This window comes from Ramlibacter sp. WS9 (assembly GCF_003797765.1).
Classification (GTDB): Bacteria; Pseudomonadota; Gammaproteobacteria; order Burkholderiales; family Burkholderiaceae_C; genus Ramlibacter.
The window spans coordinates 37,188-49,184 of record NZ_RKMB01000013.1; the positions used below are offsets into that span (position 1 = coordinate 37,188).

The window sequence follows — 11,997 nt, forward strand, 5'->3', positions numbered from 1 at the left end:
ACTCAGTCATTTGTCATTGAGCGAAGCGAAGTCATTTGTCATGACGCAAAATGTGCGTCATGAGCAATCCCCTCCTCGACTTCACCGACCTCCCCCTCTTCGACAAGGTCCAGCCGGAACACGTGGCGCCGGCCACCGACACGCTGCTGGCCGCGGCCGACAAAGCATTGCAGACAGTGACCGAAGTGGGTTTCCCCAACCGCTGGGAAGACATCGCCAAGGTCCTGGACACGGCCACCGAAAACCTCGGCCGCGCCTGGGGCGTGGTGGGCCACCTCAACAGCGTGGCGGACACGCCCGAGCTGCGCGCCGCTTACAACGAGGCGCTTCCCAAGGTCACGGATTTCTGGACGCGCCTGGGCTCCGACGAGCGCCTCTACGCCAAGTACAAGGCCATCGATCCCGCGACGCTGAATGCCGAACAGCGCCAGGCACACAAGAACGCCGTGCGCAACTTCGTGCTGGGCGGCGCGGAACTGACCGGTGCCGCACGCGACCGCTTCGCCGCGATCCAGGAGCGCCAGGCGGAGCTGAGCCAGAAGTTCAGCGAGAACGCGCTGGACGCCACCGACGCCTTCTCGTACTACGCCGCTGAAAACGAATTGACCGGTGTGCCCGACGACGTCGTACAGGCGGCCCGGGCGGCTGCGCAGGCTGATGGCAAGGACGGCTACAAGCTCACCCTGAAGATGCCCAGCTACCTGCCCGTGATGCAGTTCGCGCACAGCGGCCCGCTGCGCGAGCGCATGTACCGCGCATACGTGACCCGCGCAAGCGACCAGGGTGACCCGAAGTTCGACAACAGCGCCCTGATCCAGGAAATCCTGGCGCTGCGCCGTGAAGAAGCGCAGCTGCTGGGGTTCCGCAATTTCGGCGAAGTGTCGGTGGTGCCCAAGATGGCCCAGTCGCCGCAGGAGGTGGTCGACTTCCTTCGCGACCTGGCCCGGCGCGCGAAGCCCTACGCGGAAAAAGACATCGCCGACATGCGCGCGTTTGCGGCCGAGAAGCTCAGCTTGCAAGACCCCAAAGCCTGGGATTGGCCCTACATCGGCGAGAAGCTGAAGGAAGAGCGCTACGCCTTCAGCGAGCAGGAGGTCAAGGAGTACTTCACCGCGCCCAAGGTGCTGGCGGGCCTGTTCAAGATCATCGAAACGCTGTTCGAGGTGACGATCCGCCGCGACGTTGCGCCGGTGTGGCACCCGGGCGTGGAGTTCTATCGCATCGAGCGCGAACGCCGCGACGGCGAACGCATGTCGACCGAGCTGGTGGGCCAGTTCTACCTCGACCCGGCCGCGCGCAACGGCAAGCGCGGCGGCGCGTGGATGGACGATGTCCGTGCGCGCTGGTTGCGGCCCGACAACGGCAAGCTGCAGACGCCCGTGGCCCATCTGGTGTGCAATTTCGCGGAGGGCGTGGACGGCAAGCCGCCCCTGCTCACGCATGACGATGTGATCACCCTGTTCCATGAGTCGGGCCATGGCCTGCACCATATGCTGACCCAGGTCAACGAGCGCGATGTGTCGGGCATCAGCGGTGTGGAGTGGGACGCAGTGGAGCTCCCCAGCCAGTTCATGGAAAACTTCTGCTGGGAATGGAGCGTGCTGCGCCACATGACGGCGCATGTAGACACCGGCCAGCCGCTGCCGCGCGAACTGTTCGACAAGATGATCGCGGCCAAGAACTTTCAGAGCGGCCTGGGCACCGTGCGCCAGATCGAATTCGCGCTCTTCGACATGCTGCTGCATACCGACCATGATCCGGCGCAGGACTTCATGCCGCTGCTGGCCAAGGTGCGCCAGGAGGTCGCGGTGATCCAGCCGCCACCCTTCAGCCGCACGGCGCACACGTTCAGCCATATCTTCGCGGGCGGTTATGCCGCGGGCTACTACAGCTACAAGTGGGCCGAAGTCCTGAGCGCGGACGCCTACGCCGCTTTCGAGGAGACTGCGGGTAAAGACGGCTTGCCCAGCATTGAAACCGGACGAAAATACCGGCAGGCTATCCTGGAGGCTGGCGGCAGCCGGCCTGCGATAGAGTCGTTCAAGGCCTTCCGCGGCCGCGAACCGTCCCTGGACGCCCTGCTTCGGCACCAGGGAATGGCCTGAACCCCTTACTGAACTGGAGCCTTGACCGATGATTAAAGCCCGTTCCTTGTTTGCCGCCGGCGCCGTGAGCCTGTCCGCGCTGGCCGGCCTGGGTGCTGCTGACGCGAATGCGCAACAGGTCTACCGCATCGTCGGCCCCGACGGCAAGGTGACCTTTTCGGACCAGGCGCCCCTCAATCCGGCAACGCGGGCCAGCGCCGCGAAATCCGTGGCCCTGCCCGGCGGCGGCGGCACCGATGTCGCAGCCCTGCCGTTTGCCCTTCGCCAAGCCGCCACCCGGTACCCGGTAGTCTTGTATACGGCGCCCGATTGCGGGCCTTGCGGCGCTGGGCGCAGCATGCTTTCCGGCCGCGGCGTCCCCTTCTCCGAAAGAACGGTCACGTCGCGCGAAGACATTGAGGCACTCAAGCGCATGGGCGCCACGAGCCTGCCTTTCCTCACCATCGGCGGCCAGCAGATCACGGGCTACTCGCAGCCTGAATGGGTGCAATTCCTGGATGCTGCCGGCTATCCGGCAACCTCTCAGCTGCCTGCCGGCTACGTGCAGCGCCCGGCTTCTCCGCTGGTCGCGGCGCAGGAAGCGCAGGCGCCTCGCGCTCCCGCTCCGGCGGCTCAGAGCCCCAGTGCCGCGACGACACCAGCGCCTGCGCCCGCCGAGAATCCGGCCGGCATCAAGTTCTGATCAGAACGCGAGCGTCTTGACGCCGCTGGTGGTGCCGAGCAGGCACACCGCGGCTTTTTGATGGGCGAATACGCCCACAGTCACCACGCCGGGCCATTGGTTCACATCGCTTTCGAACTGCAGCGGCTCGGTGATCGAGAGGCCGCTCACGTCCAAAATGTGCTGGCCGTTGTCCGTGACCAGGGGCTGCCCGTCTTTCAGGCGAACGCGCGCTTGCCCGCCCATGGCCTGGAACTGGCGGATGACGCGCTGTGAGGCCATCGGAATCACCTCCACCGGCACGGGAAAGCGGCCCAGAGCCTCCACCAGCTTCGACTCGTCGGCGATGCAGATGAAGCGGCGCGACTGCGCGGCCACGATCTTCTCGCGCGTGAGGGCCGCACCGCCGCCCTTGATCATGTTGCCGCGCGCGTCTATCTCATCGGCACCGTCGATGTAGACGGCGATCTCGCCGACGTCGTTGGCGTCGAACACCGGGATGCCCAACGCCTTGAGCCGCTCGGTCGACGCGACGGAACTGGACACCGCGCCGGGGATGCTGCTCTTTATCGTAGCCAACGCGTCGATGAACTTGTTCACCGTCGAACCGGTTCCCACACCGACGATTTCACCGCCCACCACGTATTGCAAGGCAGCTTGGCCGACCAGCGCTTTCAGTTCATCCTGGGTCATTGAGGTCATTTGAGACAATTGGGTAGTTCAACCGCAAATTATCCATGCCCCTGCTGCCCTACTCGCTCGCGCGTCCCTTCCTGTTCGGCCTGGACGCCGAGACCGCCCACGAGCTCACCATGCACTCGCTCGCGCGCGTCCAGGGCACGCCACTGGAATGGGCCTATTGCAGCGGCATGGTCGACGACCCCATCGAGCTCGCGGGGCTGAAATTTCCCAACCGGGTCGGCCTCGCCGCGGGGCTGGACAAGAACGCCCGGTGCATCGACGGCCTGGGCGCCATGGGCTTCGGCTTCGTCGAAGTGGGCACCGTGACGCCGCTGCCACAGCCGGGCAACCCCAAGCCCCGCATGTTCCGCCTTCCGAAGGCCAATGCGCTGATCAACCGCCTGGGCTTCAACAACGACGGCCTGGAAGCCTTCGTCGCCAACGTCAAGCGGTCGTCGTTCCGGAAGAAGGGCCGCATCCTGGGCCTCAACATCGGGAAGAACGCCGCGACACCCATCGAAAACGCGACGAGCGATTACCTCGTAGGCCTGGACGGTGTCTATCCGCATGCCGATTACGTCACCGTCAACATCTCCAGCCCCAACACCAGCAACCTGCGTTCGCTGCAAGGCGACGAGGCGCTCGAAGGCTTGTTGGGCGCGATCGCGCAGCGGCGCGAGACTCTGGCGCGCCAGTATGGCCGCAAGGTGCCGGTTTTCGTGAAGATCGCGCCGGATCTGGATGAAGCGCAAGTCGAGGTGATCGCCGCCGCGCTGAAGCGGCATGCGATGGACGGCGTCGTTGCCACCAACACCACGATCAGCCGCGACGCAGTCAAGGGCCTGCCGCATGCCGGCGAAGCGGGCGGCCTGAGCGGCAGCCCGGTGCTGGAAGCCAGCAACCGCGTGATCGGCTTGTTGCGCGCGGCGCTCGGCCCGAAGTTTCCGATCATCGGCGTGGGCGGCATCATGAGCGCGGACGATGCCGTGAGCAAGATCCGCGCGGGTGCCGACGTGGTCCAGATCTACACCGGCTTGATCTACCGCGGCCCGGACCTGGTGAGCCAGTCTGCTCGCGCGATCAAGGCCATGGGCCCGCGCGGGGCCGCTCAGAAGGCGTAACTGCCCACCCGCTTCATTGACGCTTGGGCTCCAGCAATGCCGCCACGTATTCGGCGATGGCGAGCGCACTGGTGAGGCCCGGCGACTCGATGCCGAACAGGTTGATGAGCCCGGCGACGCCGTGCAGCTGCGGACCGTCGATTCTGAAATCGGGCGCCTTTTCGCCAGGGCCATAGATCTTCGGCCGCACACCGCTGTAGCTGGGCTGCAGCGCGCCGTCGGGCAAGGCGGGCCAGTAGCGGCGCACCTCGGCGTAGAAGCCGTCGGCGCGCCGAGGATCGACCTTGTAGTCGATGTTCTCCGGCCGGTCGGCCTCGAGCCATTCGAGATCCGGTCCGAACTTGGCCTGGCCGCCCAGGTCGAGTGTGAGGTGCACCCCCAGCCAGGCATCGGCGGGCGCCGGATAGACCAGGCGGGTGAATGGCGCCCGGCCCGCGAGCGCGTAGTAACTGCCCTTGGCGAAGTACTCGCGGGGAATGAAGCGCGAATCGAGTCCGTCGAAGCGCCGCGCCAATGCGCACGCGTGAAGCGACGCCGCATTGACGACGACGGGGGCCGCCACCTCGCTGCCATCTGCCAGGCGGACGACGTGCGGCGCGCCGCCACGCCCGAGCACGGCGGAATCCACTGCGGACCCGAACGCCACCATGCCCCCGGCATTCTCGAGGTCGCCCTGCAGCGCGAGCATGAACCCATGGCTGTCGACAATGCCGGTGGTGGGCGACAACAGCGCGGCCGTGCACTGCAACGCGGGCTCGAGCGCTTGCGCTTCGCCCGCTTCGAGCCATTGCACCGGCACGCCGTTCGCCACGGCACGTTCTTGCAGGCCGCGCAACGCCGCCGCTTCGGCATCGCTGTTCGCCACCACCAGCTTCCCGCAGTTGCGCTGGCCGATGCCGTGGCTCGCGCACATCGCATACAGCAGTTCCTTGCCGCGCACGCACAGCTGCGCCTTCAGCGAGCCCGGTGGGTAGTACAGGCCGGCGTGGATGACTTCGCTGTTGCGCGAGCTCACGCCCTGCCCTATGGCAGCCTGCGCTTCAGCCACGATGGTCTCGCGCCCACCCTGCGCCAATGCGCGAGCCACGGCGAGCCCGACGGCGCCGGCGCCGATGACGATGGCATCGACCTGGTCCATCAGGATTTCCGGCGCGGGTCGATGTTCAGCAGCAGCTCAACGAGCGAGCGCAAGTTCTGCTTGAGCGGTCCGTATCCTGAATTCAAGGCCAAAGTGTCTTCGTCCATATAGAGCCGCCGGTTGATCTCGAGCTGGATGCTGTGCCTGTGATGCGCCGGGTCGCCGTAGCGCCGCACCAGTTCCACGCCCTTGTAGGGGTGGTTGTATTCGACGCTGTAGCCGAGCGCCCTCAAGTGATCGCAAATCATGCGCGACAGTGCCGGCAAAGCCGAGGTGCCGTCGCGATCGCCGACCACGAAGTCGGCGTGGACCAGCCCCGGGAAGTCCGTGGAATAGTCCCCCGCCACGGCCGGCATCGAATGGCAGTTGAGGTGGATGCTGTAGCCGTGGCGGGCGTGCGCCGCGTCGATGGCCGCGCGCACCGCATCGTGGTACGGCTGCCAGCAGCGCTCGATGCGCGCTTGCACCTCCCGCACGGACAGCGGCCGGTCGTAGATCGGCAAACCCTCATCGGTGATCCGCCAGACGAGTCCCTTGCCCAGCCTCACTTTGGACAGTGCCTTCGCCTCGGTTTCGACCGGGCCGGGCCACGGTTCTTCGAACAGCGCGACGTCGATCTCCGTGACGTTCCGGTTGACGTCCAGGTAGCTGCGCGGGAACAGCGCTTCGACCCACGCCACACCCAGCGCGGGCGCGAAGTCGTACAGCTTTTCGACGTGCGTGTCCTCCGCCTGCCTCAGAGCAGCCGGATCGCAAGCGTGGCGGAAATCGTCAGGGTAGGCCACGCCGCTATGGGGCGAATCGAGCACCAGCGGCGTGGTGCCCGCGAGGGTTGCAACCTGCAGGCTCATGAAGCGATTGTCACGCACTGCGAACCCCGGCAGCGAACAGGCGGGCCATGTCTGCCCATGCGCACACTCGAATTTGCCGCACGCCCGTGCCGGAGCCAAAAGCGTTACTTATCCACGCATGCCACGGAATTGTTCTTGAAACAAGGTGTGAATGGCACCTAGAATCTGTGAATGAGTTCCATTGACCGGCGTTCTTTTTTATCCCTGGGCGGCGGTGCTGCCGCACTGGGCCTGCTCCCCCTGGCTGGTTGCGGCGGCGGAGGCGGTGACGACGAAATGCCGTCGGTTGCCGTCGCCGACGCCGAGGCGCCCATGCGAGCCTCCACAAGCGGCCCGCAGTTCCGGGCGGTGGCCCGCACGCATTCGCTGGCGATCACCGGCACCGATGGCCGGCTGAGGCGCTACGGCGGTGTCGGCAAGACACAGGGCAAGCTCAACTTCCCGGCAGGCGTTGTGGTGATCAACGGTCTGGCATACGTCCTGGAAACCGGCAACCATCGTGTCCAGGTATTCGATTCCAGCGGTGCCTCACGAAAATTGATCGGCGAAGGCGAATTGCTTTATCCCAACGGGATCGCCGCGGGGCTGAACGAGATACTGGTTTCGGACTCGGGCCATTCGCGCATCGTCGGCTTCTCCCTCGACGGCCGCATCACGCGCGTCCTGGGCGCCGGTGCCCTCAGCGCGCCGCGCGGGCTCACGGTCCTGGGCTCCAACGTGCTGGTCGCTGACCCGGGCCTGCGCAAAGTTCTCCTGCTTGGCGCGAGCGGCCGTGTGCAGGGCGAACTGGGCTCCGGCTGGGTGCTCCCTTGGGACGTCGCAACCGACGGCAAGTACGCGTATGTCGCGGATGCTTCCCGCAACGAGATCGCCGTCGTTGCTCTGTCCGGCAGACGCATCGGCAGCATCCCCCTGAACTTCGCGCCGGCCAACGTCGCGTTCCGCAATGGGACTGTCGTGGCGACGCCGCAGGTCTGAATACGACCCTCATCGGAAACGAAAAAGCCGGCCACGAGGCCGGCTTTTTCTTTGTGCAATCTGGTGGGTGATGCAGGGTTTGAACCTGCGACCCCTGCCGTGTGAAGGCAGTGCTCTACCGCTGAGCTAATCACCCCTTCCCGCGAGCCGATGCTCTGCAGGAAAGCCTCGAATTATGCCACAGGCCCGGGCGCGGTCTGGATACGCCACACCGTCTTGCCGCCGCTGGCCTTATCGAGCTGTTTGAGAACCTCTTCGTGCGCGGCGCTTTCCTGGTCGTTGGCCAGCAAGACCGGCAGCGTGAACGCGGTGAGGTCCACTCGCGTCACGATGCCGCCGGCCGTGTTGCTGTCGGCAATATCAATCAGCAACGCGTCCTGGCCGCGCGTGAGGTTGATGTAGACGTCGGCGAGCAGCTCCGCATCCAACAGTGCGCCGTGCAGCGTGCGACTGGAGTTGTCGACGCCCAGGCGGTCGCACAGCGCGTCAAGGCTGTTGCGCTTGCCGGGATACATCTCCTTGGCCATCGCCAACGTGTCGGTGACCTGGCCCACGCAGGTCTTGAAGGGCGGCTTACCGAGAAGTTCGAGTTCCTTGTTCAGGAAGCCCACGTCGAAAGCCGCATTGTGGATGATGATCTCGGCGCCGGCCAGGTACTCCATCAATTCGTCAGCCACCGCCGCGAACTTCGGCTTGTCGCGCAGGAACTCGTTGCTGATGCCGTGCACCTTGAGCGCGTCTTCGTGGCTGTCGCGCTCGGGGTTCAGGTAGAAATGCTTGTTGTTGCCCGTGAGCTTGCGCGCGAGCAGTTCGACGCAGCCGATTTCGATGATGCGGTCGCCGCCTTCGGCGGACAGGCCCGTGGTTTCGGTGTCGAGAACGATCTGGCGCATGGTGCGCCCGATTGTAGAGGCGCTCTAGTGATTCTCTTTGGCGTGGTTGATCGAATACTTCGGGATCTCCACGGTCAGGTCTTTCTGCGCCACGATGGCCTGGCACGACAGGCGCGAGTTGGGCTCCAGGCCCCACGCGCGATCGAGCAAATCTTCTTCGCTCTCGTCCATCTCGTTCAGGGAGCTGAAGCCTTCGCGCACGATCACATGGCATGTAGTGCAGGCGCAGCTCATGTCGCAAGCGTGTTCGATGTTGATCTTGTGATCCAGCAGGGCCTCGCAGATCGACGTGCCGGCGGGCGCGTCGACCTCAGCGCCTTTGGGGCAATACTCGGGGTGCGGCAGGATCTTGATGATGGCCATGTCGTTCTTCTAGAGGGTTTCCACGTTCCTGCCGGCAAGCGCCTGGTGGATGCTGTGGTTCATGCGCTCGGCGGCGAAGGATTCGGTGCCGTCCGCCAGCGCCTTGGTTGTGGCTTCGATCGCGCCGGCATCGTGGCTCGCCGCGGCCACATTGCGCAACTGGTCCATCAGCGCGTCGATGTGCGCGCGCTCCTCGGCGGACAGCAGGCCGCCATCGATACTCAGCGCAGTCTGCGTGGCGAGCAGCATGCGCTCGGCATCCACCTTGGCTTCGGCCAATGCACGGGCCCGGATGTCCTGCTCTGCTGTGGTGAAACTTTCCTGCAGCATGCGGGCGATCTCGTCGTCGGAAAGGCCATAGGAGGGTTTGACGTCGATGCGCGCTTCGACGCCGCTGCCCTGCTCCTTCGCACTGACACTGAGCAGGCCATCCGCATCCACGGTAAAGGTGACGCGGATGCGCGCCGCGCCCGCCACCATCGGTGGAATGCCGCGCAGTTCGAAGCGCGCGAGGCTGCGGCAGTCGGCGACCAGATCACGTTCGCCCTGCACCACATGCAACGCGAGCGCCGTCTGGCCGTCCTTGTACGTCGTGAAGTCCTGCGCCTTCGCCGTGGGAATCGTTTCGTTGCGCGGCACGATGCGCTCGACCAAGCCACCCATGGTTTCGATGCCCAGCGAGAGCGGAATGACGTCGAGAAGCAGCAGGTCTCCTGCCTCGTTGTTGCCGGCCAGCTGGTTGGCCTGTACGGCGGCGCCCAGCGCCACCACTTCGTCCGGGTTCAGATTGGTCAGCGGTGCGCGGCCGAAGAACTCCGCCACTGCCTGCTGAATCTGCGGCATGCGGGTGGAGCCGCCCACCAGCACAACGCCCTGGATTTCATCCTTCGCCAGCTTGGCGTCACGCAAGGCTTTGCGCACAGCAAGCATCGTCTTCGCTGTCAAGTCAGCGGTCAGTGTTTCAAACTCCGCACGCGAGATAGACACCTCGGCAGCGGCATCGCCCACGCGGAACTGCGCTGAAACCGACTCCTGCGCGGAAAGCTTTTCCTTGGCAGAACGCGCCGCCATCTTGATCGCGGCTTTGTCGCCGGCGTTCGTGGCCCGCATGCCGGCTTTCGCAAGCATCGCATCGGCCAGTGCACGGTCATAGTCGTCCCCGCCCAGCGCCGAATCGCCACCCGTAGCGACGACTTCGAACACACCCTTCGTCAGGCGGAGGATCGAGATATCGAAAGTTCCGCCACCCAGGTCGTACACCGCGTAGATGCCTTCGCTGGCGTTGTCCAGACCATAGGCGATGGCGGCCGCGGTGGGCTCGTTGATCAGGCGCAGAACGTTGATGCCGGCGAGCTTGGCGGCATCCTTCGTCGCCTGGCGCTGGGCTTCGTCGAAGTAAGCCGGCACAGTGATGACCGCACCGTAGAGATCGTCGTTGAACGTGTCTTCCGCGCGATAGCGAAGTGTCGCCAAAATCTCGGCGCTGATCTCCACCGGCGACTTCTCACCGGCGCGAGTCTGCAGCGCCACCATTCCGGGTTTGTCGATGAAGGTGTAAGGCAGCTTGTCGCGATTGGCGATATCAGCGAGCCCCCGGCCCATGAAACGCTTGACGGACGCGATGGTGTTCTCGGGGTCGTCGGCCTGCGCGGCGTGCGCTTCATGGCCGATCTGACGGCCACCGCCTTCGAGGTAGCGTACGACCGAAGGGAGGATTACACCGCCCTGCCCGTCCGGCAAGCATTCGGCCACCCCGTTGCGCACAGCGGCGACCAGTGAATGGGTGGTGCCCAGGTCGATGCCCACCGCGATGCGCCGCTGGTGCGGGTCGGGGGATTGCCCGGGTTCTGAAATTTGCAATAAGGCCATCAGTGACCGCCCGGCCGCCCGTAGGGCACTGACGCCCCCTCGGGGGGCAGCGAATAAAATGAGCGTGGGGGTTTCATACGTTCTATTGTCCCAGCTGCTCGACGCGATTCTCGACATCGCGGCCAAAGCGCTCAATGAACATAAGGGCTCTGACCTGCTGGGCCGCGCCTCTTGCATCGGCCTGGTCGTCGAGCATCCGCGCGATCCGCTGGAGGGTGTCGCTGCGTGCCCGGTCGAGTTCGCCCTCCAGGACGTCGAGGTCCGCCATGCTGCGTGCTTCGTCCAGCTCTTCGCGCCATTCCATCTGCTCGACCAAAAAATCAGCCGGCATCGTCGTGTTGTTCTCGGCGTCGATGGGACAGCCGCGCAGCTCGCACAGATAGGCGGCGCGCTTCTGCGGGTCCTTCAGGCGTTGATACGCCTCATTGATACGGACGGACCACTGCAGCGCGACACGCTGGGCGGCATGCCCTTGCGCGGCGAACTTGTCGGGATGTGCTTCACGCTGCAGGTCCTTCCAGCGCGCATCGATGGCGGCCCGGTCCTGCGCGAACTGCTCGGGCAGGCCGAACAGCTCGAAGTCGCTCGATTGAAGATTCACACTCTGAAAGATTCCCCGCAGCCGCAGCGATCGCGCTCGTTGGGGTTGTTGAACTTGAAGCCTTCATTGAGGCCTTCGCGCACGAAGTCGAGTTGTGTGCCGTCGATATAGGCCAGGCTCTTGGGGTCGATCAGCACCTTGACGCCGTGGTCTTCGAACACGACGTCCTCGGGCGCGATCTCATCCACATACTCGAGCTTGTAGGCAAGGCCCGAGCAGCCTGTCGTCTTCACGCCCAGCCGTACGCCCACGCCTTTTCCGCGTTTGCCGAGGTATCGGGTGACGTGGCGTGCTGCTGCTTCTGTCAGAGAGATGCTCATTGCTACCGGACGATCAGTGCGTGTGTTTTTTCTTGTAGTCTTCCACCGCCGCCTTGATGGCGTCTTCGGCCAGGATGGAGCAGTGGATCTTGACCGGCGGCAGCGCCAGTTCTTCGGCGATCTGGCTGTTCTTCAGCGCAGCGGCCTCGTCGAGCGTCTTGCCCTTGACCCATTCGGTCACGAGCGAGCTGGACGCGATGGCCGAGCCGCAGCCATAGGTCTTGAAACGCGCGTCTTCGATGACGCCGGTTTGCGGGTTCACCTTGATCTGCAGCTTCATCACATCGCCGCAGGCGGGTGCACCCACCATGCCGGTGCCGACGCTTTCGTCGCCCTTGTCGAACGAGCCGACGTTGCGCGGGTTTTCGTAGTGGTCAACGACTTTTTCAGAATAGGCCATTTCGGGTACCTCGTAA

At 64.8% G+C, this 11,997-nt stretch carries 13 protein-coding genes and 1 tRNA gene; 4 read left to right on the forward strand and 10 right to left on the reverse strand.

Annotated features, from left to right (window positions below):
• Positions 1–59 precede the first annotated feature (59 nt).
• Both EEB15_RS19050 and EEB15_RS19055 read left to right on the forward strand, forming a co-directional pair.
• Positions 60–2,105 carry a M3 family metallopeptidase gene (locus EEB15_RS19050; protein ID WP_141511464.1) on the forward strand — a complete coding sequence of 682 codons (2,046 nt, stop codon included), beginning with the start codon at positions 60–62 and terminating at the stop codon, positions 2,103–2,105.
• Between the two features lie 28 nt (positions 2,106–2,133).
• Entirely contained in the window at positions 2,134–2,787 is a 654-nt protein-coding gene (locus EEB15_RS19055) for a glutaredoxin family protein (RefSeq protein ID WP_141511465.1), read from the forward strand.
• Here EEB15_RS19055 and rpiA read toward each other — a convergent pair whose 3' ends face one another.
• The gene (rpiA, locus tag EEB15_RS19060) at positions 2,788–3,459 is read right to left on the reverse strand and encodes a ribose-5-phosphate isomerase RpiA (RefSeq protein WP_199236575.1); all 672 of its coding nucleotides are present in this window, start codon (positions 3,457–3,459) and stop codon (positions 2,788–2,790) included. It lies immediately after the preceding gene.
• Positions 3,460–3,503: 44 nt separating this feature from the next.
• Here rpiA and EEB15_RS19065 point away from each other — a divergent pair, with 44 nt between their 5' ends.
• A complete protein-coding gene (locus EEB15_RS19065; RefSeq protein WP_141511467.1) occupies positions 3,504–4,568 on the forward strand; it encodes a quinone-dependent dihydroorotate dehydrogenase in 1,065 nt (354 codons plus the stop codon).
• A gap of 13 nt (positions 4,569–4,581) precedes the next feature.
• Here the strand turns inward: EEB15_RS19065 and EEB15_RS19070 are convergent, their stop codons facing one another.
• Positions 4,582–5,709 carry an NAD(P)/FAD-dependent oxidoreductase gene (locus tag EEB15_RS19070; RefSeq protein WP_141511468.1) on the reverse strand — a complete coding sequence of 376 codons (1,128 nt, stop codon included), beginning with the start codon at positions 5,707–5,709 and terminating at the stop codon, positions 4,582–4,584.
• A complete protein-coding gene (locus tag EEB15_RS19075) occupies positions 5,706–6,557 on the reverse strand; it encodes an N-formylglutamate amidohydrolase (protein ID WP_141511469.1) in 852 nt (283 codons plus the stop codon). Before EEB15_RS19075 ends, EEB15_RS19070 begins: the two co-directional genes overlap by 4 nt.
• Positions 6,558–6,728: 171 nt before the next feature.
• Here EEB15_RS19075 and EEB15_RS19080 point away from each other — a divergent pair, with 171 nt between their 5' ends.
• Positions 6,729–7,535, forward strand: coding sequence for an NHL repeat-containing protein (locus EEB15_RS19080; RefSeq protein ID WP_141511470.1), 807 nt, complete (start codon positions 6,729–6,731; stop codon positions 7,533–7,535).
• A gap of 61 nt (positions 7,536–7,596) precedes the next feature.
• Here EEB15_RS19080 and EEB15_RS19085 read toward each other — a convergent pair.
• The 7 genes from EEB15_RS19085 to iscU all read right to left on the reverse strand — a co-directional run bounded on the left by EEB15_RS19085 (position 7,597) and on the right by iscU (position 11,981).
• Positions 7,597–7,671, reverse strand: a tRNA-Val gene (locus tag EEB15_RS19085).
• Between the two features lie 37 nt (positions 7,672–7,708).
• Positions 7,709–8,428 (reverse strand): DNA polymerase III subunit epsilon, encoded by a 720-nt coding sequence (dnaQ, locus tag EEB15_RS19090; RefSeq protein WP_141511471.1) that lies wholly within the window; start codon positions 8,426–8,428, stop codon positions 7,709–7,711.
• A gap of 24 nt (positions 8,429–8,452) precedes the next feature.
• Positions 8,453–8,791, reverse strand: a complete 339-nt coding sequence (gene fdx, locus EEB15_RS19095; protein WP_141511472.1) for an ISC system 2Fe-2S type ferredoxin — start codon at positions 8,789–8,791, stop codon at positions 8,453–8,455.
• A 9-nt stretch (positions 8,792–8,800) separates the two neighbouring features.
• On the reverse strand, positions 8,801–10,660 hold the full coding sequence (gene hscA, locus EEB15_RS19100; protein ID WP_141511473.1) for a Fe-S protein assembly chaperone HscA: 1,860 nt from the start codon (positions 10,658–10,660) through the stop codon (positions 8,801–8,803).
• An 82-nt stretch (positions 10,661–10,742) separates the two neighbouring features.
• On the reverse strand, positions 10,743–11,261 hold the full coding sequence (gene hscB / locus EEB15_RS19105; protein ID WP_141511474.1) for a Fe-S protein assembly co-chaperone HscB: 519 nt from the start codon (positions 11,259–11,261) through the stop codon (positions 10,743–10,745).
• Positions 11,258–11,581 (reverse strand): iron-sulfur cluster assembly protein IscA, encoded by a 324-nt coding sequence (iscA, locus tag EEB15_RS19110; protein ID WP_141511475.1) that lies wholly within the window; start codon positions 11,579–11,581, stop codon positions 11,258–11,260. The genes hscB and iscA overlap by 4 nt, the downstream gene beginning before the upstream one ends.
• Positions 11,582–11,594: 13 nt before the next feature.
• Complete coding sequence (gene iscU, locus EEB15_RS19115; protein WP_141511476.1) at positions 11,595–11,981, reverse strand: Fe-S cluster assembly scaffold IscU; 387 nt, start codon at positions 11,979–11,981, stop codon at positions 11,595–11,597.
• Positions 11,982–11,997: the final 16 nt, after the last annotated feature.